This window comes from Kitasatospora sp. NBC_01246, from assembly GCF_036226505.1.
Classification (GTDB): domain Bacteria; phylum Actinomycetota; class Actinomycetes; order Streptomycetales; family Streptomycetaceae; genus Kitasatospora.
This window is the reverse complement of record NZ_CP108484.1, coordinates 5,440,983-5,462,810: the sequence shown is the minus strand read 5'-3', so window position 1 is coordinate 5,462,810 and position 21,828 is coordinate 5,440,983. Positions and strand designations below refer to the sequence as shown.

Annotated in this window: 18 protein-coding genes; 15 read left to right on the top strand and 3 right to left on the bottom strand. The window is 72.2% G+C overall.

Annotated elements, in window-relative coordinates; genetic code table 11:
* Positions 1–73 precede the first annotated feature (73 nt).
* The 7 genes from OG618_RS23825 (at position 74) to OG618_RS23795 (ending at position 10,755) form a co-directional block, all read left to right on the top strand.
* A complete protein-coding gene (locus tag OG618_RS23825) occupies positions 74–811 on the top strand; it encodes a response regulator transcription factor (protein WP_209411241.1) in 738 nt (245 codons plus the stop codon).
* 78 nt (positions 812–889) lie between these two features.
* Positions 890–2,017, top strand: coding sequence for a sensor histidine kinase (locus tag OG618_RS23820; protein ID WP_329489573.1), 1,128 nt, complete (start codon positions 890–892; stop codon positions 2,015–2,017).
* Positions 2,018–2,353: 336 nt separating this feature from the next.
* Entirely contained in the window at positions 2,354–6,106 is a 3,753-nt protein-coding gene (locus OG618_RS23815; RefSeq protein ID WP_329489572.1) for a multifunctional oxoglutarate decarboxylase/oxoglutarate dehydrogenase thiamine pyrophosphate-binding subunit/dihydrolipoyllysine-residue succinyltransferase subunit, read from the top strand.
* Between the two features lie 256 nt (positions 6,107–6,362).
* Entirely contained in the window at positions 6,363–8,354 is a 1,992-nt protein-coding gene (locus OG618_RS23810; protein ID WP_329489571.1) for a serine/threonine-protein kinase, read from the top strand.
* Between the two features lie 60 nt (positions 8,355–8,414).
* Positions 8,415–8,594: a DUF6104 family protein gene (locus tag OG618_RS23805; protein WP_063347844.1), complete on the top strand. Its 180-nt coding sequence runs from the start codon at positions 8,415–8,417 to the stop codon at positions 8,592–8,594.
* Positions 8,595–8,801: 207 nt separating this feature from the next.
* Positions 8,802–9,716 (top strand): DUF4097 family beta strand repeat-containing protein, encoded by a 915-nt coding sequence (locus OG618_RS23800; protein ID WP_329489570.1) that lies wholly within the window; start codon positions 8,802–8,804, stop codon positions 9,714–9,716.
* A 1-nt stretch (position 9,717) separates the two neighbouring features.
* Positions 9,718–10,755, top strand: coding sequence for a PadR family transcriptional regulator (locus tag OG618_RS23795; protein ID WP_329489569.1), 1,038 nt, complete (start codon positions 9,718–9,720; stop codon positions 10,753–10,755).
* A 58-nt stretch (positions 10,756–10,813) separates the two neighbouring features.
* Here OG618_RS23795 and OG618_RS23790 read toward each other — a convergent pair whose 3' ends face one another.
* Entirely contained in the window at positions 10,814–11,776 is a 963-nt protein-coding gene (locus tag OG618_RS23790; protein WP_329489568.1) for a zinc-binding dehydrogenase, read from the bottom strand.
* A 131-nt stretch (positions 11,777–11,907) separates the two neighbouring features.
* Positions 11,908–13,104, bottom strand: coding sequence for an NAD(P)-dependent malic enzyme (locus OG618_RS23785; RefSeq protein WP_329489567.1), 1,197 nt, complete (start codon positions 13,102–13,104; stop codon positions 11,908–11,910).
* Positions 13,105–13,704: 600 nt separating this feature from the next.
* Between OG618_RS23785 and OG618_RS23780 the strand changes: the two genes are divergently transcribed.
* The 5 genes from OG618_RS23780 (at position 13,705) to OG618_RS23760 (ending at position 18,581) form a co-directional block, all read left to right on the top strand.
* Positions 13,705–14,631 carry an ABC transporter substrate-binding protein gene (locus OG618_RS23780; protein WP_329489566.1) on the top strand — a complete coding sequence of 309 codons (927 nt, stop codon included), beginning with the start codon at positions 13,705–13,707 and terminating at the stop codon, positions 14,629–14,631.
* A gap of 514 nt (positions 14,632–15,145) precedes the next feature.
* Entirely contained in the window at positions 15,146–16,072 is a 927-nt protein-coding gene (locus OG618_RS23775; RefSeq protein ID WP_329489565.1) for an ABC transporter substrate-binding protein, read from the top strand.
* A 36-nt stretch (positions 16,073–16,108) separates the two neighbouring features.
* Positions 16,109–17,083, top strand: coding sequence for an amino acid ABC transporter permease (locus tag OG618_RS23770; RefSeq protein ID WP_329489564.1), 975 nt, complete (start codon positions 16,109–16,111; stop codon positions 17,081–17,083).
* Positions 17,080–17,880, top strand: a complete 801-nt coding sequence (locus OG618_RS23765) for an amino acid ABC transporter ATP-binding protein (protein WP_329489563.1) — start codon at positions 17,080–17,082, stop codon at positions 17,878–17,880. Before OG618_RS23770 ends, OG618_RS23765 begins: the two co-directional genes overlap by 4 nt.
* A 110-nt stretch (positions 17,881–17,990) precedes the next feature.
* A complete protein-coding gene (locus OG618_RS23760; RefSeq protein ID WP_329489562.1) occupies positions 17,991–18,581 on the top strand; it encodes a CGNR zinc finger domain-containing protein in 591 nt (196 codons plus the stop codon).
* Between the two features lie 12 nt (positions 18,582–18,593).
* Here the strand turns inward: OG618_RS23760 and sodX are convergent, their stop codons facing one another.
* The gene (sodX, locus tag OG618_RS23755) at positions 18,594–19,034 is read right to left on the bottom strand and encodes a nickel-type superoxide dismutase maturation protease (RefSeq protein ID WP_329492243.1); all 441 of its coding nucleotides are present in this window, start codon (positions 19,032–19,034) and stop codon (positions 18,594–18,596) included.
* A 184-nt stretch (positions 19,035–19,218) separates the two neighbouring features.
* On the opposite strand from sodX, the gene sodN reads away from it, so the two are divergent.
* The 3 genes from sodN to OG618_RS23740 all read left to right on the top strand — a co-directional run bounded on the left by sodN (position 19,219) and on the right by OG618_RS23740 (position 21,828).
* Positions 19,219–19,614, top strand: a complete 396-nt coding sequence (gene sodN / locus OG618_RS23750; RefSeq protein ID WP_063347853.1) for a superoxide dismutase, Ni — start codon at positions 19,219–19,221, stop codon at positions 19,612–19,614.
* A gap of 331 nt (positions 19,615–19,945) precedes the next feature.
* A complete protein-coding gene (locus tag OG618_RS23745) occupies positions 19,946–21,010 on the top strand; it encodes a FecCD family ABC transporter permease (protein ID WP_442906951.1) in 1,065 nt (354 codons plus the stop codon).
* Positions 21,010–21,828 (top strand): ABC transporter ATP-binding protein, encoded by an 819-nt coding sequence (locus OG618_RS23740; RefSeq protein ID WP_329489560.1) that lies wholly within the window; start codon positions 21,010–21,012, stop codon positions 21,826–21,828. Before OG618_RS23745 ends, OG618_RS23740 begins: the two co-directional genes overlap by 1 nt.

Here is a 21,828-nt window from a genome sequence, read left to right as displayed (position 1 = left end):
AACAAGACTACGAGCGGAGCCTCGCCATCCCCACAGGTGGCCGGCCCGCAGCCCTGGGGGCGGTGGCGTGACCGTGACAGAAATTCAGCAGGACAACCAGAACAGCGGCGGCACGGTGAGCAGCCAGCGCAGAGTGCTGGTGGTGGAGGACGAGCCCACGATCGCCGAGTCGATCGCGGCCCGGCTGGGCGCGGAGGGCTTCAAGGTCGCCGTGGCCCACGACGGCCCGGGCGCGGTCGACGGGTTCCACACCTGGCAGCCCGACCTGGTCGTGCTCGACATCATGCTGCCCGGCTTCGACGGCCTTGAGGTGTGCCGCCGGATCCAGGCCCAACGCCCGGTACCGGTCCTGATGCTGACCGCGCGTGACGACGAGACGGACCTCCTGGTCGGCCTCGGCGTGGGCGCCGACGACTACATGACCAAGCCGTTCTCGATGCGGGAGCTGGCGGCCCGGGTCAACGTCCTGCTGCGCCGCGTCGAGCGTGCCCAGCAGGCGGCCCGTACACCGGCGCTCGGCTCGCTGCGCTTCGGCGAGTTGGAGATCGACCACGTGCAGCGCCGGGTCCGGCTGGCCTCGGGCGACGTCCACCTGACGCCGACCGAGTTCGACCTGCTCGCCTGCCTGGCCGCACAGCCGCGGGCGGTACTCACCCGCGAGCAACTGCTGGCCGAGGTCTGGGACTGGACGGACGCGTCCGGCACCCGCACCGTGGACAGCCACGTCAAGGCGCTGCGCCGGAAGATCGGCGCCAGCTGGATCCGCACCGTCCACGGGGTCGGCTACGCGCTGGAGGCCCCGCTCTCCTAGCGGCGCCTCGGGCACCGGGCCTCCGGGGGGCCCGTGTCCCGAACCGCCGCGCGGACCCGCGGGGATCACAGGGGACCAATGACCTTTCCACAGCAACGCAACGGCGACGCCGACGGCGCCCGGCCCACGCTGGCCGCCCGCGCCGCCCACCGGGTGTGGGCCGACATCCGGCCGCTCGACCCGGTCCGCTCGATCAAGGGCAAGCTCGCCCTCCTGGTGATCGTCTCGGTCTTCCTCGCCACCGGCATGGTCGTGGTGGCGATCCGCTCCGAGACGCAGATCCGGATCATCATGGTCTTCTCCATGATCGCTTCACTGCTCTTCATGCAGTTCCTCGCGCACGGGCTGACCGCCCCGCTGCGCGACATGACCGCCGCCGCCCGCGCGATGGCCTCCGGCGACTACAGCCGCCGGGTCGAGGTGAGCTCCCGGGACGAGATCGGCGAGCTGGCGGCCACCTTCAACCACATGGCGGCCGACCTGGAGGCCGCCGACCGGCACCGCCGGGAGCTGGTCGCCAACGTCTCCCACGAGCTGCGCACGCCCATCGCCGCGCTGCGCGCCGTGCTGGAGAACGTGGTGGACGGCGTGGTCCAGCCCAATCCCGCGACCCTGGGCGCCGCCCTGGAGCAGACCGAACGGCTCGGCCGGCTGGTCACCCACCTGCTCGACCTGTCCAAGATCGACGACGGCGTGGTGGACCTGGACGCGCGCCCCTTCGAGGTGCGCGAGTTCCTGGACGGCGTGCTGCGCGGGGTCACCGTGGACGGCGCGACGGCCGGCGGGGCCTTCTCCCGGCGCGGGGACGTCCGGCTGGCCCTGGAGGTCAGCCCGGCCGGCCTGACCGGCGTGGCGGACACCGAGCGGCTCCACCAGGTGGTCGCCAACCTGGTCGACAACGCCTGCAAGCACTCGCCGCCCGGCGGCACCGTGACGGTCCGGGCCCGGCCCGGCGGCGAGCCCGGCGCGCTGCTGCTGGAGGTCGAGGACGAGGGGCCGGGCATCCCGGCGGCCGACCGCACCCGGGTCTTCGAGCGGTTCAGCCGCAGCGGCACCGCCACCGCCCAGGGTCCCGGCTCCGACGGCGGCACCGGTCTGGGGCTGGCCATCGCCCGCTGGGCGGTGGACCTGCACGGCGGGCGGATCGAGGTGGCGGAGGCCTCCCCCGGCTGCCGGATCGAGGTCCGGCTGCCCGGCCCGCGGTAGCGCCCGCCCGGGGTCCGCTCGGCGGCCCCGGGCACCCGCCCGCGTCGATCGGACGTCGCCCGCATGTCACAGAAGCGACACAGACGTGGACGGACGATCCAGGTGGCTCCGGGCTATGATTTGTCCGGTTTCATCCATATATAGCGGCTGATCGGAAGCGATCGCTTCCCATCCGAGGCGGCTTTCTAACGCACATTTTCAGCCAACCTGCAGGTCAGGACTGTGATCTGGGCGACGCCTGAGCCCTGGGGACTGCGCGATCACTGGTCAGGGGCGTAGCCTTAATCCCCGCTGTCCAAACATCCCAAAAGGAAGCGGAAGAGGGCGGTTGCCGCCGTGTCGCCACAGTCCCAAGAAACCCCCAACAGCTCGGCAAGCTCCACTGGCTTCGGCCCCAATGAGTGGCTCGTCGACGAGATCTACCAGCAGTACCTCCAGGACCCGAACTCGGTCGACCGAGCCTGGTGGGACTTTTTCGCCGACTACAAGCCCGGTACCGAGGTGACCCCAGTGACCCAGGCCGCGACCCAGGTCGGCCCCACGCCGACCCCCGTTGCCGCCCCCGCGCCCGCCGCTGCTGCTCCGGCCGCGCCCGCCCCCGCCGCACCGGCCGCGCCAGCGCCCGCCGCCGCGGCCCCGGCGCCCGCGCCCCTCGCCGCAGCTCCTGCCGCGCCCCCGGCCCCGAAGGCCGCCGCTCCGGCGCCGGCCGCGCCCGCCGAGACCGGCCCCGAGCTGGTCCAGCTCCGCGGCCCCTCCAAGGCGGTGGCGACCAACATGGACGCCTCGCTGGAGGTGCCGACGGCGACCTCCGTGCGCGCCGTGCCGGCCAAGCTGTTGATCGACAACCGCATCGTCATCAACAACCACCTGCAGCGCGCCCGCGGTGGCAAGGTCTCCTTCACGCACCTGATCGGTTACGCCCTGGTCCAGGCCATCAAGGCCTCGCCGGGCATGAACCACAGCTACCAGGTGAAGGACGGCAAGTCGTACCTGGTCAAGCCCGAGCACGTGAACCTGGGCCTGGCCATCGACCTGGTGAAGCCGAACGGCGACCGCCAGCTCGTGGTCGCGGCGATCAAGAAGGCCGAGACCCTCGACTTCTTCGGCTTCTGGCAGGCCTACGAGGACATCGTCCGCCGGGCCCGCGCCAACAAGCTGACCATGGACGACTTCACCGGCGTCACGGTCTCGCTGACCAACCCCGGCGGCATCGGCACCGTGCACTCCGTGCCGCGCCTGATGCAGAACCAGGGCACCATCGTCGGCGTCGGCGCCATGGAGTACCCGGCCGAGTTCCAGGGCTCCGCCCCGGAGACGCTGTCCCGGCTGGGCGTCTCCAAGATCATGACGCTGACCTCGACCTACGACCACCGCGTCATCCAGGGCGCGGCGTCCGGCGAGTTCCTGCGTGAGATCCACCGGCTGCTGCTGGGCGAGAACGGCTTCTACGACGAGATCTTCGAGTCGCTGCGGATCCCGTACGAGCCGGTCCGCTGGGCCACCGACGTGGCCACCACGCACGACGACGAGGTCAACAAGACCGCCCGCGTCATCGAGCTGATCCACTCCTACCGGGTCCGCGGCCACCTCATGGCCGACACCGACCCGCTGGAGTACAAGCAGCGCAAGCACCCCGACCTGGACGTCACCACGCACGGCCTCACCCTGTGGGACCTGGAGCGCGAGTTCGCGGTCGGCGGCTTCGGCGGCCAGCGGATGATGAAGCTGCGCGACATCCTCGGCCTGCTGCGCAACACGTACTGCCGCACGGTCGGCATCGAGTACATGCACATCCAGGACCCGACGCAGCGCAAGTGGCTGCAGGAGCGCCTGGAGAAGCCGTACACCAAGCCGGAGCGCGAGGAGCAGCTGCGCATCCTGCGCCGGCTGAACTCGGCCGAGGCCTTCGAGACCTTCCTGCAGACCAAGTACGTCGGGCAGAAGCGCTTCTCGCTGGAGGGCGGCGAGTCGCTCATCCCGCTGCTGGACGCGACCATCGACTCGGCGGCCGAGCACCGCCTGGACGAGGCCGTCATCGGCATGGCCCACCGCGGCCGCCTCAACGTGCTGGCCAACATCGTCGGCAAGCCGTACGGCAAGATCTTCGGCGAGTTCGAGGGCAACCTCGACCCGAAGTCGATGCACGGCTCCGGCGACGTGAAGTACCACCTCGGCTCCGAGGGCACCTTCACCGGCCTGGACGGCGAGACCATCAAGGTCTCGCTCGCCGCGAACCCCTCCCACCTGGAGGCCGTGGACCCGGTCGTCGAGGGCATCGCCCGCGCCAAGCAGGACATCCTGGACCAGGGCGGCACCACCTTCCCGGTGCTGCCGATCCAGATCCACGGCGACGCGGCCTTCGCCGGCCAGGGCGTCGTCGCGGAGACCCTGAACATGTCGCAGCTGCGCGGCTACCGCACCGGCGGCACCGTGCACGTCGTGGTCAACAACCAGGTCGGCTTCACCGCCGCGCCCGCGAGCAGCCGCTCGTCGATGTACTGCACCGACGTGGCCCGCATGATCGAGGCGCCGATCTTCCACGTGAACGGCGACGACCCGGAGGCCGTGGTCCGCGTCGCGCGGCTCGCCTTCGAGTTCCGTCAGGCGTTCCACAAGGACGTCGTGATCGACCTCATCTGCTACCGCCGCCGCGGTCACAACGAGGCCGACAACCCGTCGTTCACCCAGCCGCTGATGTACGACCTGATCGACAAGAAGCGCTCGGTGCGCAAGCTGTACACCGAGGGCCTGATCGGTCGCGGCGACATCACCATGGAAGAGGCGGAGCAGGCGCTCCAGGACTTCCAGGGCCAGCTGGAGAAGGTCTTCGCCGAGGTCCGCGACGCCGCCCAGACGCCGGCCCCGGCCTCCAACGGCAAGCCGCAGGCGGACTTCCCGGTCAACATCCAGACCGGCATCTCCCAGGAGATGGTCAAGCGGATCGCCGCCTCGCAGGTCAACCTGCCGGACTGGCTGACCGTCCACCCGCGCCTGCTGCCGCAGCTGCAGCGCCGGGCCGCCTCGGTCGAGGACAACACCATCGACTGGGCGATGGGCGAGACCCTCGCCATCGGCTCGCTGCTGATGGAGGGCCACCCCGTCCGCCTCGCCGGCCAGGACAGCCGCCGCGGCACCTTCGGCCAGCGCCACGCGGTGCTCATCGACCGGGTCTCCGGCGAGGACTACACCCCGCTGCTGTACCTGACCGAGGACCAGGCCCGCTACACCGTGTACGACAGCCTGCTGTCCGAGTACGCGGCGATGGGCTTCGAGTACGGCTACTCGCTGACGCGGCCGAACTCGCTGGTCATGTGGGAGGCGCAGTTCGGCGACTTCGTCAACGGCGCGCAGACCGTGGTGGACGAGTACATCGCCTCCGCCGAGCAGAAGTGGGGCCAGCACTCCGGCGTCACCCTGCTGCTGCCGCACGGCTACGAGGGCCAGGGCCCGGACCACTCGTCCGCCCGCCCGGAGCGCTTCCTGCAGCTGTGCGCGCAGAACAACATGACGGTCGCCATGCCGACCCTGCCGTCGAACTACTTCCACCTGCTGCGCTGGCAGGCGCACAACCCGCACCACAAGCCGCTGGTCGTCTTCACCCCGAAGTCGATGCTGCGTCTGAAGGCCGCGGCGAGTGCCACCGAGGAGTTCCTGTCCGGCTCGTTCCGCCCGGTCATCGGTGACACCACCGTCGACCCGGCGAACGTCCGCAAGGTCGTCATCACGGCGGGCAAGTTCTACTACGACGTCGAGGCGGCCCGTACCGAGCGCGGGGTCACCGACACCGCGATCGTCCGGGTCGAGCGGCTCTACCCGCTGCCGGTGGCCGAGCTCCAGGAGGAGCTGGCCCGCTACGGCGACGACGTCCAGTTCGTCTGGGCGCAGGAGGAGCCGGCCAACCAGGGTGCCTGGCCGTTCATCGCGATGAACCTGGTCGACCACCTGCAGGTCGTCATCGGCCGCAGTGCCAACGGTTCGCCGCGGCTGCGCCGCGTCGCCCGCACGGCCTCCTCGGCCCCCGCGGTCGGCTCGGCCAAGCGTCACGCCGCCGAGCAGCAGGCGCTGCTGGAGGAGATCTTCACCATCTGAGCCCGCCCCGGCCCCGGCCGGGCTCGAACGGCCCCGGCCCCCGCGCACACCGCACGGGGGCCGGGGCCGTTCCGGTGTCCCGCGGCCCGTGTGACGGCGCCGTGCCAAGGTTCCAGCTCTGCAACCAAACGGCCACCGACCTGCGAGCACAGCTGACGGGTCGGTAGGTTATGCCTCGCCGGACCGATGCCCGGGCGCCCTCACCGCGCCCGTGACCGACCGGATGACCTCACCGCTCTCCCAGGGGGATCACCACATGACCGCCGACACACCACGGGACGCCACGGCCTCGCCGCTCCCGCCGGTCTTCCAGCCGCTGCACCCGGACGACCCGCGCGAGGTCGGCGGCTACCGGCTCTTCGCCCGCCTCGGCGCCGGCGGCATGGGCCGGGTCTACCTGTCGTACACCCCGGGCGGCCGTCCGGTGGCGCTCAAGGTGGTCCGCCCGGAATTCGCCGAGGACGGCGAGTTCCGCCGCCGCTTCGCGCAGGAGGTCAGCAACGCCCAGCGGATCCACGGCCTCTACACGGCCCAGGTGATCGACTCCGGCGGCCTGGACTCGGACGCCCCCTGGCTGGTCACCGCGTACGTGCCGGGCCCGTCGCTGCAGCAGGTGGTCCGCGAGAACGGGGCCCTGCCGGTGCGCACCGTGCTGCTGCTGATGGGCGGCATCGCCGAGGCGCTGCAGGCCATCCACAGCGTCGAGGTGGTGCACCGCGACCTCAAGCCGGCCAACGTGCTGGTGGCCGGCGACGGCCCGCGCGTGATCGACTTCGGTATCGCCCGGGCCGCCGACGCCACCGCGCTGACCGGCACCGGCTACCGGATCGGTTCGCCCGCCTTCATGTCGCCGGAGCAGGCCCAGGGCCGCCCGGTCACCCCCGCCACCGACGTCTTCGCGCTCGGCGCGCTGGCCGCGTACGTGGCCGGCGGCACCGCGCCGTTCGGCGACGGCCCGGACACCGCCGTGCTCTACCGGGTGGTGCACGAGCAGGCCGACCTGGACGCCGTGCCGGCCGACCTGCGCGAGCTGATCATGCGCTGCCTGGCGAAGTCCCCCGAGGACCGCCCGAAGCCCGCCGAGATCATCGAGATCGCCCGCAACCACCCGTCGGTCGGCGGGCAGCTGCGGTTCGCCGACGACTGGCTGCCCCGGCAGGTCAACACCGAGATCACCCGCCGCTCGGACCTGCCGAAGACCCCGCCGACCCCGCTGCCGGCCGCGCCCACCGCGCCGCCGAGCGGCCCGCCGACCACCCCGCCGCAGCCCTTCGCGCCGCCGACCCACCCGGCCACCGCGGCCTCCTTCGGCGTGCCGGACTTCGGCACCCCCCGGCCGCAGCCGGTCACCCCGCCGCCGGGCTTCACCCCGCCGCCGCTCGGCGCGTACGGCCCTCCGCAGCCCGGCTACGAGGCCCCCACCGCGCCGGTGCTGCCCTCGCCGCCGACCGTTCAGCTGCGCCAGGAGCCGCCGTCCTACGACACCCCGCCGCCCGGCCCGGTGGTGACGGACACCCCGGCGCCCGAGCCGCGGCGCAAGGGCGTCTCCTGGAAGGTCCTGCTGGTGGTCGCCCTGGTGACGGCCCTCGGCGGCACCGCGGGCGGCGTGGTGCTGGTGAAGAAGCTCGGCGACGACAACAAGAAGAACGACAGCGCGAGCACCGCCCAGCAGAGCCCCGGCAACCAGCCCCAGCCGCTGCCGTCGCAGACCGCGGACGCCGGGGCGGCCGGCTCGCACAGCCCCTCGCCGACCCCGTCGTCCGCCGGGAAGGTGACGGCCGCGCCGTCGGCCACGACCAGCAACGGCGTGACCGCGCCCGCCCGGCCGGTCGGCTACACGCCGCTGCTCGACAAGAAGCCGCTGGCCATCCCCGGCACCGAGGCGTACTACGACTCCTACCGGATCGACCTGGACGGCGGGACGGTCGTGCCGCGCGGCAACGACCTCAAGTGGGGCCTGGGGCTGAACGCCACCGGCAGCAGCAGCAAGGCCAACTCCTTCACCACGGCGGGGGACGACAAGTCCGACTTCGCGGTGATCACCGAGGCCAGCGTGACCCCGGAGCAGTGCGCGATCGCGATCGACTCGCGGCCCGACACCGACCTGTCCTTCAACCGGGTCTCGCCCGGACGCCTGCTCTGCGTCCGCGACCGGCTCACCCGCAACATCGCCATCGCGGTGGTCGAGATCGCCGACGGCACCACCGGCGCCGTCAAGCTCACCGTGAGCACCTGGCGGGCCAGCTGACCGGGCGCCCGCCCGGACTATCCTGACCAGGTCGAATCCCCACCGGACCGGAGCGAACCCGTGTACTTCACCGACCGCGGCATCGAGGAGCTGCAGAACCGGCGCGGCGACGAGGAGGTCACCTTCGAGTGGCTGGCCGAGCGCCTGCGCGAGTTCGTCGACCTCAACCCGGACTTCGAGATCCCGGTCGAGCGGCTGGCCACGTGGCTGGCCCGGCTCGACGACGAGGACGACGAGTGACGCGGTAGACCGTGACCGAAGGGCCCGGGAGGCACCCGCCTCCCGGGCCCTTCGCGTGCCGCGCCCCGTAGGGGGCGTCTCGGGGTTCGTTCCGGGTCGCTCTCCGGGGCGCCCTCGGGGCCGGATCCCTTGACTTCGCCGTCACGCGATATATCGTCTTTGGAAGAGGACGCGATACATCGCGAGTCGTAACGGGAGGCGGCAGACATGAGCCAGTGGACGGTCGAGGGCCCCGACAGGATCACCATCGACGGGGAGGTCGACGCCCTCCACGTACGGATCGTCGGAGGCGCCGTGAACGTGGTGGCCACCGAGGGCCCGGCCCGGCTGGAGGTCACCGAGCTGGAGGGCGAGCCCCTTCAGGTCACCCTCGCCGAGGGGGTGCTGACGGTCACCTACAAGGACCTCAGCTGGAGCGAGTTCGGCGAGTCGGTCAAGTCGGTGCAGTCCATCAAGTCGTTCTTCGGCGGGCTGCGGCGCACCCGCCGGGCCGTGGTCTCGCTGGCCGTACCGGCCGGCGCCAAGGTCAAGGCCGGCACCGTCTCGGCCGGCGCCACCGTCTCCGGCATCACCGCGCCGGTCTCGGTGCACAGCGCCAGCGGCGACGCCACCCTGGTCGGCCTGACCGGCCGGACGGAGGCCCACACCGTCTCCGGGGACGTCGACGCCCAGTCGCTCTCCGGCGACCTCAAGGTCAACACCGCCTCCGGGCAGGTCACCCTGGTCGCCGGCACCTCGGACAACGTGCAGGTCCACTCGGTCAACGGGGACGTCACCCTCGACCTCGACGTGGCCACCCCGTCGGAGATCCGGGTCACCACGGTGAGCGGCTCGGTCGGCGTCCGGCTGCCCTCGCTGGTCGACACCAAGGTCGAGGCGGGTACCAACAGCGGGGACGTCACCAGCACCTTCGAGCAGCTCAAGGTCGGCGGCTCCTGGGGCGCCAAGCGGCTCTCCGGCAAGCTCGGCGACGGCCGGGGCAACCTGGTGGTGACCACCGTCTCCGGCGCCGTCACCGTGCTCCGCCGGCCGGAGGCCGAGGACGACGGCCCCGTGATCGTCAAGGAACTCCCGGCCGGCCCCGACCTCGGCACCGGCCCCGACCTCACCAAGGAGGTCTGAGATGACCCCCGTCTTCGGCCACGGCCGCCTTCGCCTCTACCTGCTGAAGCTGCTCGACGAGGCACCGCGGCACGGCTACGAGGTCATCCGCCTCCTGGAGGAGCGCTTCCAGGGCCTGTACGCGCCCTCGGCCGGCACCGTCTACCCCCGGCTCGCCAAGCTGGAGCAGGAGGGCCTCGTGACGCAGAGCACCGAGGGCGGCCGCAAGGTCTACCGGCTCACCGAGGCCGGCCGGAGCGAGCTGGCGGCCCGCCAGGGCGAGCTGGACGAGCTGGAGCTGGAGATCCGCGACTCGGTGGCCCAGCTCGCCGGGGCGATCCGCGAGGACGTCCGGGACGGCGCCCGGAGCCTGCGCGAGGAGCTGTGGGGGGCGGCGAAGCAGGCACCCCGCCCGGAGGGCGCCGAGAGCGGGGACCCGTGGGCCGGCCCCTGGGGGGACAAGGACGCCTGGCAGCGCGCCAAGGACGAGTTCGCCCAGTTCAAGAAGCAGGCCAAGGAGCAGGCCAAGCGCGCCAAGGAGCAGGAGAAGGCGGCCAAGGCCAAGGCGAAGGCCGCCGAGGAGGAGGCCCGCAGGCTCCGCGAGCAGTCCCGGGCGGCGCGGACGGCCGCCCAGCAGGAGGCGCTGCGGATCAAGCGCCGGGTCGAGCAGCAGGTCCGCGACCACGCGGCCCGCGGCGACTGGCCGACCGGACTGGCCGAGGGGCTCTCCGAACTCACCAAGGGTCTGGCCGGGCTGGCCGACGCCGCCCGCTGGGGCCACCCGGCGCAGGACGCCGAGGCACCCGCCGAGAAGGTCAGGGTCACCCGGATCGACCTCGACAAGGACGAGCCGGCCGGCACCGCCCCGGCCGACCTTCCGGCCTGGACCGCGACCGACCCGGCCGGTGATCCGGCCCGCGAGCTGGAACGGCTGCTCGACCGCTTCCGGGACCAGGTCCGCGACGCGGCCCGGGACGGCGGGGTGACGCCCGAGCGGCTGGCCGAGGCCCGCTCGGTGCTGGGCACGGCCGGCGAGCGGCTGCGCCGCCTCCTGGGCTGACCGGGCCGACGGGTCCGTGCGGGCCGGCGCTCCCCCGGGAGCGCCGGCCCGCCGGCGTTCAGGGGGTGAGCACGATCTTCCCGAAGACGTCGCCCCCGGCGAGCCGGGCGAAGCCCTCCCGGGCCTCGGCGAGCGGCAGCACCGAGTCGATCTGCGGCCGGATGCCGGTGGTGGCGCAGAGCGAGAGCAGCCCGGCCAGCTCCTCCTTGGTGCCCATGGTCGAGCCGACCACCCTGAGCTCCAGGAAGAAGATCCGGTTCAGCTCGGCGGTCTTCGGATTGGGGCCGGAGGTGGCCCCGGAGATGACCACGGTGCCGCCCGGGCGCAGCGACTTCACCGAGTGCGCCCAGGTCGCGGCGCCGACCGTCTCCATCACCGCGTCCACCCGCTCGGGCAGCCGGGCGCCGCTCTCGAAGGCGGCGTCGGCGCCGAGCTCCACGGCCCGGGCCCGCTTGGCCTCGTCCCGGCCGGTGACCCAGACCCGCAGTCCGGCGGCCTTGCCGAGGACGATCAGGGCGGTCGCCACACCGCCGCCGGCGCCCTGCACCAGCACGGTGTCGCCGGGCTTCACCCCGGCGTTGGTGAACAGCATCCGGTAGGCCGTCAGCCAGGCGGTGGGCAGGCAGGCGGCCTGCTCGAAGCTGAGCCCGGCCGGCTTGGGCAGCAGGTTCCAGGTCGGCACCGCCACCCGCTGGGCGAAGGTGCCCTGGTAGTGCTCGGTGAGGATGGAGCGCCGCTCGTCCGGGCCCACGCCGTGGCCGCTCTGGCCGATCACCGAGTGGACGACCACTTCGTTGCCGTTCTCGTCGACACCGGCGGCGTCGCAGCCGAGGATCATCGGCAGCTTCCCGGCGGGCAGGCCGACCCCGCGCAGCGACCAGAGGTCGTGGTGGTTGAGGCTGGCGGCCCTGACCGTGACCACGCTCCACCCGGGACGCGCCTGCGGTTCGGGGAGTTCGCCCAGCTCCAGCCCGCTCAGCGGGTCGTCGGCGTCGATTCGTGCGGCGTAGGCAGCAAACATGGTCCGGACGATAGCGGCGACGGCCCGGGCCCGGAACAGGGTGTGACTGTGACGCGCGTCCCGGGTTCGGCCGGGAGCGCGGAGCCGGCCGGGAGCGCCCCCCGCCGCGGGGGGCGCTCCCGGCCCGGGCGTCAGCGCCGGGCGACGCCCTCGGCCCGGGCGGCCTCGGCGACGGCCTTGGTGACGGCCGGGGCGACCCGCTCGTCGAACGGCGAGGGGATCACCTTCTGCGGCGTCAGCTCGTCGGCGACCACACCGGCCAGCGCCTTGGCGGCGGCCAGCTTCATGCCCTCGGTGATCCGGGTCGCCCGGACCTGGAGGGCGCCGGCGAAGATGCCGGGGAAGGCCAGCACGTTGTTGATCTGGTTCGGGAAGTCGCTGCGACCGGTGGCGACGACCGCCGCGTACTTGTGCGCGACCTCCGGGTGGATCTCCGGGTTGGGGTTGGCCATCGCGAAGATGAAGGCGCCCTCGGCCATGGTGGCCACGACCTCCTCCGGCACGGTCCCGCCGGAGACGCCGATGAAGACGTCGGCACCGGCCAGCGCGTCGGCCAGCGAGCCCTTGACGCCGGTCCGGTTGGTCTGCGCGGCGATCTCGGCCTTGACGTCGGTCAGGTCGCCGCGGCCCTCGTACACGACGCCCCGGCGGTCGCAGACCGCCACGTCGCCGATGCCGGCGGCGACCAGCATCTTGGCGATCGCGATCCCGGCCGCGCCGGCGCCGGAGATGACGGCCCGCAGGGTGCCGATCTCCCGGCCGGTCACCCGGGCCGCGTTCCAGAGCGCCGCGGTGGTGACGATCGCGGTGCCGTGCTGGTCGTCGTGGAAGATCGGGATGTCCAGCGCCTCCTGGAGGCGGCGCTCGATCTCGAAGCAACGGGGCGCGGAGATGTCCTCCAGGTTGACGCCGCCGAAGGAGGGCGCCAGCCGGACGACGGTCTCGACGATCTCGTCCACCCCGGTGCAGGCGAGCGCGATCGGCACCGCGTCCACGCCGCCGAACTGCTTGAACAGGATGGCCTTGCCCTCCATGACGGGCAGCGAGGCCTCCGGGCCGATGTCGCCGAGGCCCAGCACCGCGGTGCCGTCGGTGACGACGGCGACCGTGTTGGCCTTCCAGGTGTAGTCGTTCACCAGCTCCGGCTGCTCGGCGATGGCCGTGCAGACCCGTGCGACACCGGGGGTGTAGGCGAGGGACAGGTCGTCCGCGTCGCGCACCGGAACGGTCGCCCGGACCTCCATCTTGCCGCCGCGGTGGAGCGCGAAAACGGCATCGACCGGATCGACGGTGTCCTGGGTGCTGCTGTGGATGATCTCCGCTGCCACGATGACCTCTTCGTCATTGATCAGCGAGGACGCGTGGCCGACGGGCGGACGACCCGGCCGGAAACTTGAAACCGGGTACGCCGAGGCGGACCCGGGGAGGGCTGGATCGGGGCGCCGCCGTCGGGGCCGCGCCCTCGGAATGAGGGTTGTGTAACTGTTGAGCCTGCGCTGTGCTGCTGCTTCTTCCCGGGCCGAGCGTAGGTCGGACGACGGCATCGCACCTATGCCTTTTCGTCCTCGTCGCGCGTGCTTCCTCCGCATCGCGGCCAAAAGACGGGGTGCCTGGTGTCTGGAACACCGGGCACCGGTGGCGGCAACAGCGGACGAGCACGCGCACTCGCAGGAGTGAACCAGGACACGACGGGGAGGCGGTGCCTCGGATACGGAGTCGGCGTCGTCGTGGACTTCCGTTCCTGCGCACCCCGAGCCTGTCGCGACTCGGTGGTCCGGTTCGAGCATCGGGGGTCACCCGGTACTGGATTCTGACACACCCGCCGCCGGGACCGGCAGGTCGGGATGGGAGGATCCCTTCTTCCGCCGTCTCGCGTACATCTCCGCGACGGCGTGGCGACACCACCTCCCTCCCACAGGAGCACCCTCATGCACCACCGCGCCCACCCCCGCCGACCGGCCGCCGCGGCCCTCTGCCTGGCCACCGCCGGCGCCCTGCTGCTGACCGGTTGCGGCGGCGACGAGCAGGCCGCCGCGAAGGACCCGGTCCAGGAGCTCCGGGGCCGCATCCCCCAGGCCCAGCGCACCGCGGGCGTGCTCCGGATCGCCTCGGACCTCAACTACGCGCCGGTGGACTTCCGGGGTGCGGACGGCAAGCCGGACGGCATCGACCCCGACATCGCCAACGCCGTCGGCAAGATCCTCGGCCTGCGGATCGAGGTCGTCGACACCCCGTTCGAGAAGCTGATACCGAACCTGCACGCCAAGCAGGTCGACGTGGCGATGTCCGGTCTGAGCGACATCCGCCAGCGCCGTGACGGCGTCGACGACGCGGGCAAGCAGGTCGACCCGGGCGTGGACTTCGTGGACTACTTCATCGCCGGTACCTCGATCATCGTCCAGAAGGGCAACCCCAAGGGCGTCCGCACCCTGGACGACCTGTGCGGCCGGGTCGTCGCGGTGCAGCAGAACACCACCCAGGACGAGATCGTCGCCCGCCAGGTGCTGGCCTGCGGCCGGAGCGGCAAGCCGCTGACCGTCCACAAGTTCGACAGCGACGCCAAGGCACTGGCCGAGGTCGCCGCGGGCACGGCGGCCGCCGGCCTGGACGACTTCCCGGTGGCCGCCTACGCGGCGAAGACCACCGACGGCGGCAACCGCTTCGAGGTGACCGGCGCGCAGTCCCGGTCGAACCCGTACGGGATCGCGGTGCGCAAGGGGGACACCGACCTGCGCGACGTGCTGACCAAGGCGGTGGACCAGCTGATCCGCAGCGGCGAGTACGACAAGATCCTCGCCAAGTGGAACGTCGCCGCGGGGGCGGCCCAGAACGCGGTGGTCAACGGCGGCATCTGAGCGGCCGCGCGGGGGCAGGCACCGGGCGCCGTCACCGGCCACCGTCTCGGGCGCCGTCACCGGGCGTCATCACCGGGCGTGGCGGCCGGGGGACCCGTCCGGCGGGCACACGGGCGGGCCTCCGGGCAGAGCGCGGGGAGATCTGCATACTTATACGCAGGGTGACAGGGACACGGTATTGGTCCGAATAGCGGACAGTGTGACCCCCCGTTATCCGATTTTGATCTGAATGAGGGCCATCCGACCGTCATCAGATGGCAGGATTCCCCCCATCTCCGATCGAGCCGGCCACTGGTCGAGGCGGTTCGATCAACGTCCACCTCGGCGGAGGGTGGCGGAAGCAGTACCACGCACCACCCTGCGCGAAGCCTGCTCAGGCCCAGCACGACCGGCTCTGCCCGTTCGACGACGTACAGCGACATACACCCCGTACAGCGCCGTACGGCCTGCTGCCCCGGTGTGCCGCTCCCCGCGGCGCGCTCCGCCCGACCTCTCCCTCAGGAGGAGATCCCCCATGACCGCCCGTACCCCGCGCACCCGCCTCCTCGCCGCCGGCGCGGTACTCGCGTCCGTCTCCCTGGCCCTCACCGCCTGTAGCAGCAGCAAGGACGAGAGCACCGGCGCCCCCAACGCCGGCGCGACCGTCAACGAGGTGAAGGCCGACGACAAGCTGGTCGCCCTCGTCCCCGCCGACATCAAGTCCGCCGGGAAGCTCACGGTCGGCTCGGACGCCTCGTACGCGCCCAACGAGTTCAAGGCCGACAACGGCAAGATCGAGGGCATGGACGTCGACCTGATCACCGCGGTCGCCGCCAGGCTCGGTCTCAAGGTCGACGTCCAGGACTCCGGTTTCACCGCGATCATCCCCGGTATCCAGTCGAACAAGTTCCAGATCGGCATGTCGTCCCTGACGGACAACAAGGAGCGCGAGCAGACCGTCGACATGGTCACCTACTTCAACGCGGGCAGCGCCATCGCGGTGAAGAAGGGCAACCCGGACAAGATCGACCCCGCCGACCTGTGCGGCAAGAAGGTCGCCGTCCAGACCGGCACCACGCAGGCGCAGGAGATCACCGACACCCGCAACCCCGCCTGCGCCCAGGCCGGCAAGCCGGGCATCGTCAACGACGGTGACAAGTTCGACCTCCAGACCGACGTCACCAACGCCGTGGTCTCCGGCCGCGACCAGCTCATGATGGCCGACTCCCCGGTCGTCGACTACGCGGTCAAGCAGTCCGGCGGGCAGCTGGAGAAGGTCGGCGCCACCTACGACGCCGCCCCCTACGGCATCGCGCTGGCCAAGGGCTCGGCCCTCACCCCCGCCGTCCAGAGCGCCCTGCAGTCGCTGATCGACGACGGCACCTACAAGCAGATCCTCTCCAAGTGGGGCGTCGAGGCCGGTGCGATCGACAAGTCGACCGTCAACGGCGCCGTCAGCTGACCCTCCGCCTGACTCTCTCTCCCCCGAGGCCACACCGTGAACTCTCTGGACAAGGGGAAGGCGACGAAGGGACGGCCTGAGACCATCAAGGCCGTCCCCGTGCGCCACCCCGGACGCTGGGCGGGCGCCGTCGTCATCGCCCTGCTCGCGGCGATGCTGCTGAGCGCCCTCTTCACCAATCCCGCCTTCAAGTGGGACATCGTCGGGAAGTACCTCTTCCACGACAGCATCGTGCACGGCATGCTCGTCACGCTGGAGCTGACCGCGCTCGCCATGATCATGGGTGTGGTCGGCGGCATCATCCTCGCGGTGATGCGGCTCTCCCCCAACCCGCTGCTCTCCGGCACCGCGTGGATGTACATCTGGATCTTCCGCGGCACGCCCGTCCTGGTGCAGCTGGTCTTCTGGAACTTCCTCGGCCTGATCTGGGCCAAGCTCTCGATCGGCGTACCGTGGGGACCGGAGTTCTGGTCCGAGTCCACCAACGTGCTGATCCCGACCTTCGTCGCCGCCCTGCTGGGCCTGGGCCTCAACGAGGCCGCCTACATGGCGGAGATCGTCCGCGGCGGCATCCAGTCGGTCGACGAGGGCCAGAGCGAGGCCTCGCACGCGCTCGGCATGAGCCGCTTCCAGACCATGCGGCGGATCGTGCTCCCGCAGGCCATGCGGGTGATCATCCCGCCCACCGGCAACGAGACCATCTCGATGCTGAAGACCACCTCGCTGGTCAGCGTGATCTCCCTGGAGGAGATCTTCCGGGCCGGCCAGGTGATCTACTCGCGCAACTACCAGAACATCCCGCTGCTGATCGTGGTCAGCCTCTGGTACCTGTTCTTCACGTCGCTGCTGACCATCGGCCAGTACTACATCGAGCGGCACTACGCCCGCGGCTCCAACCGGACGCTCCCGCCCACGCCGATCCAGCGGCTGCGGAGGCTGTTCGCCGGGAAGCCCACCCCGAAGACCACCGCCGACGTGGTCCCGGGGCTTGAGGGAGGTGGTCACGTATGACCGATCTGACCAAGACCCCCGCCGACGCCGGCAACGGCGGCCCGATGGTCCGGGCCGAGGACGTCCACAAGTCCTACGGCACGGTCCAGGTGCTCAAGGGCATCGACCTGGAGGTCAAGCAGGGCGAGGTGTTCTGCCTGATCGGCCCCTCCGGCTCCGGCAAGTCCACCTTCCTGCGGTGCATCAACCACCTGGAGAAGATCAACGCCGGCCGGCTCTGGGTCGACGGCGAGCTGGTCGGCTACCGGCAGAAGGGCGACCGGCTCTACGAACTCCGGGAGAACGAGGTCGCGCTCAAGCGGCGCGACATCGGCATGGTGTTCCAGCGCTTCAACCTGTTCCCGCACATGACCGCCCTGGAGAACGTCATCGAGGCGCCGGTGCAGGTCAAGGGCGAGTCCAAGGCGGACGCCCGGACCCGCGGGATGGCCCTGCTGGAGCGGGTCGGCCTGGCCGACAAGGCGAAGAACTACCCCTCGCAGCTCTCCGGCGGCCAGCAGCAGCGGGTCGCGATCGCCCGGGCCCTGGCCATGAAGCCCAAGCTGATGCTCTTCGACGAGCCCACGTCGGCGCTCGACCCGGAGCTGGTCGGCGACGTCCTGGACGTCATGCGCGGCCTCGCCGAGGAGGGCATGACCATGGTCGTGGTGACCCACGAGATGGGCTTCGCCCGCGAGGTCGGCGACGCCCTGGTCTTCATGGACGGCGGGGTGGTGGTCGAGTCCGGCAACCCCCGCGACGTCCTCACCGACCCCCAGCACGAGCGCACCCGCGCGTTCCTCTCCAAGGTGCTCTGAGCACACCGGCACGGCGCCCGGCAGGCCGGTCCTGCCGGGCGCCGACGTTTTCCCCGCCCGGGTAATAGGCTGGAGCTAGTCAGCCCGTTACCGACTCTGGAAGGACCACCGTGGAGCTCGCCTCGTACGCCGAACGGGCCGTTCGGCTGGTGAACACCGAGGAGCCCGAGCGCGGCACCGACACCCTGACCTCCGTGGACGCCGTGCGGTCGCTGTTCTCCGAATCCTCCCGGGCCGCCGCGCTCGCCGACGAGTCGGACCTGCCGCGGCTGCGCGCCGTCCGGACCAGGCTGCGCGGAGTGTTCGAGGCCGCCGCCGAGGGGGACGAGATCCGCGGCGTCGACCTGCTGAACAGCCTGCTGATGGAGTACCCCGTCAGCCCGCTGGTCTCCGGGCACGACTACCTGGACGACGCCGGGCGGCCGCGCTGGCACCTGCACCTCGCCGACAACTCGCCCACCGCCACCGCGCACTTCAGCGCCGTCGCCTGCATGGGACTGGCCGTCCACCTGACCGAGCTGGGCGCCGACCGGCTCGGCATCTGCCAGGCCTCGCCCTGCCGCAACGCCTACCTGGACACCTCCACCAACCGCTCCCGGCGGTACTGCTCCGACCGGTGCGCCACCCGCGCCAACGTCGCCGCGTACCGGGCCCGCAAGCGGCAGGAGGCCCAGGACGCCTCGGCCCTGGCCGGGGGCTGACCGGTACCCCGGCTACCAGGCGCCGGGGTCGACCCAGACGCCCAGCCGGCGGGCGAGGCCCGGGATCCGGGCCGGCCGGCCGGCCAGCAGCAGCCGCTCCAGCCTGTGCCCCGGGGCCAGCCAGGCCGGGCGCGGGCGCAGCCGCAGCAGCACCCGGCCGAGCACCAGCTCGTCCGGGACGGCGCCGTAACTGCGACTGTCACTGTCGACCGGCCGGTTGTCGGAGAGCAGCCACCAGCCCTTGGCCCGCCGCTCGACGGCCCGCTTCACCACCAGCAGGTCCTGCTGGAAGGGGTGACGGAACACCACCACCGCCCCCGGTCTGATCCGCGCGCCGTACCTGACCAGGAGCCGGTCGCCCTCGCGCAGGGTCGGCACCATCGAGGGCCCCGCCACGTCGATCAGCCCGAACGGCGCGCCACCCCCCGGGGTGCCGCCCTCCGGTTCCGTCATCCGCGCCACGCCTGCTCCTCCCGGCTCGCCGCGTCCAGTCTGCCGTACGGGCCGTCCGCGGCCGATGCCCGAATTGGCCCGGTTCCGGCTCCGCCTTTTGCCCTAGGCCCGCCGCCCGGCCGCGAAACCCGGTGCCCGGAAGGGTAATCTCGCTCGCGGGAAGACGATCTAAGGAAGGACTCCCATGTTCTCTCGTCTGTTTGCACCGCGCGCCACCGCCCACGCCCACTGCGACCTCCCCTGCGGCGTGTACGACCCCGCGCAGGCCCGGATCGAGGCCGAGTCGGTCAAGGGCACCCAGGAGAAGTACCAGGCCAACGAGGACCCGGCGTTCCGCACCCGCGCCCTGATCATCAAGGAGCAGCGCGCCGAGGCCGTCAAGCACCACATCTCGGTGCTGTGGAGCGACTACTTCAAGGCCCCGCACTTCGAGAAGTACCCGCAGCTGCACCAGCTGATCAACGACACCCTGAAGGCCGCCTCGGCCGCCAAGGCGTCGACGGACCCGGCCACCGGCCAGGCCCTGCTCGACCTGATCGCCGAGGTCGACAAGATCTTCTGGGAGACCAAGCAGGCCTGATCAGCGATCAGGCACCGCCGACCGCCCCCGTCCGCAGCGCGGACGGGGGCGGTCGCGCGTTTTCGCGCGCGAACCCGGTAAGGGTCGCTCTGGCCCGGCGCTTGTTATGCTGCCAGGGCGTCCGAGGGAGAAGTCCGGTGTGAATCCGGCGCTGACCCGCAACGGTGGGCGGAGCCCTGTGCCCGCGAGCCCGATCGCCCTGGGACGCCGATCTCCCGACAACTCGCCGTGGACTGCGAGGGGATGGCGCCCCGGCAGCTCCGTGCCCGGGCGCGCCGCCTCGCTGCCGTCCGCGGCCCGAGGCGAAGGCGCGCCGCCCGTGAGCACCGCAGTGACCGCACCGGCCCCCGTACCGGCGGCCCGTCGAATACCCGTCGCGGCGCTGGCCGCCGCCCTGCTCGCGGCGCTGCTGCTCTCGCTGGTCTGCGGGGTGGCCCTCGGCGCCTCCGGACTCGGCTGGGCCCGCGTCCTGCGGCTGCTGGGCGCCGGACTGACGGGCGGTCGGCTCGACGCCGGGGAGGCCGCCGGGTACGCGATCGTCTGGGAGATCCGGCTGCCGCGCACGGTGCTGGCCGCCGTGGTCGGCGCCGGGCTCGCGGCCACCGGGGTCGCGGTGCAGGCGATGGTCCGCAACGCGCTGGCCGACCCGTTCGTGCTGGGCATCTCCTCCGGCGCCTCGGTCGGCGCCAACGCCGTGCTGCTGCTGGGCGCGTTCGCCTCGCTCGGGGTCTGGGCGATCTCGGTCTCCGCGTTCGCCGCCGCCCTGCTGGCGATGGTCCTGGTGTACGCCGCCGCCCGGACGGCGTACGGGCTCACCCCGCTGCGGCTGGTGCTGACCGGTACCGCGATGTCCTACGGGTTCTCGGCGGTGACGGCGCTGATGGTGTTCGGCGCCGCGCGCGGTGAGGCCGCCCGCAGCGCCATGATGTGGCTGCTCGGCAGCCTCGGCGGCGCGACCTGGGGGTCCGTCCCGATCGCCGCCGCCACCGTGCTGGCAGGTCTCGCCTACCTGGCCGGCGCGGCCGGGCGGCTGGACGCCCTCGCCATGGGCGACGAGACGGCGGCCTCGCTCGGGGTGGACGGCGACCGGCTGCGCCGCGAGCTGTTCGTGGTGACGGCCGCCGTCACCGGCACCGTGGTCGCGGTCAGCGGCGCGATCGGCTTCGTCGGCCTGATGGTGCCGCACCTGACCCGGATGCTGGTCGGCGCCGGGCACCGCCGGGTGCTGCTTGTCGCGCCGCTCGCCGGGGCGCTGCTGCTGGTCTGGGTGGACATCGTCTCGCGCACCCTGCTGGCGCCGGCCGAACTGCCGGTCGGGGTGGTCACCGCCGTCCTCGGGGTGCCCTGCTTCCTGCTGCTGATGCGCCGTCGCGGCTACACCTTCGGAGGCCGCTGATGGATCTCGCCCTCGACGGCGTCTCGGTGGACCTGGCCGGCACCCGGCTGGTCCACGACGTCACCCTCGGCGCCGCCGCCGGGCAGGTGGTCGGCCTGGTCGGGCCCAACGGCAGCGGCAAGTCGACCCTGCTGCGCTGCGTCTACCGGGCGCTGCGCCCGGCCGCCGGCGCCGTCCGGCTGGACGGCGAGGACCTGCACGCGCTCGCCGCCCGCGAGGCCGCCCGGCGGGTGGCCGCGCTGCCGCAGGAGCACTCCGCCGAGTTCGACTTCACGGTGGCCGAGGTGGTCGGCATGGGCCGGCTGCCGCACCGCGGCGGCTTCGCCCGGCCGACCGCCGAGGACACCGGGCGGTGCGCCCGCGCCCTGCGGCGGGTGGGCGCGGACCATCTGGCCGGGCGCGGCTTCCTGAGCCTGTCCGGGGGCGAGAAGCAGCGGGTGCTGATCGCCCGCGCGCTGGTCCAGGAGCCCCGGGTGCTGGTGCTCGACGAGCCCACCAACCACCTGGACATCGCCCACCAGTTGGAGGTGCTGGCGCTGGTCCGGGAGGCCGGTACGACCGTGCTCACGGCCCTGCACGACCTCAATCTGGCGGCCGGCCACTGCGACCTGCTGTACGTCATCGCGGCCGGCCGGATCGTCGCCTCCGGACCGCCGGCCGAGGTCCTGGAGCCGGCGCTGCTGGCCGAGGTGTTCGGCGTCCGCGCGACGCCCGTGAAGCACCCGGGGACCGGCGCCGTCCAGTTGCTCTTCGACCGGCTCGGCCGGACCTCCCCCGGCCCCGCCGACTCCGCTGACTCCGCTGACTCCCCCTGCTGA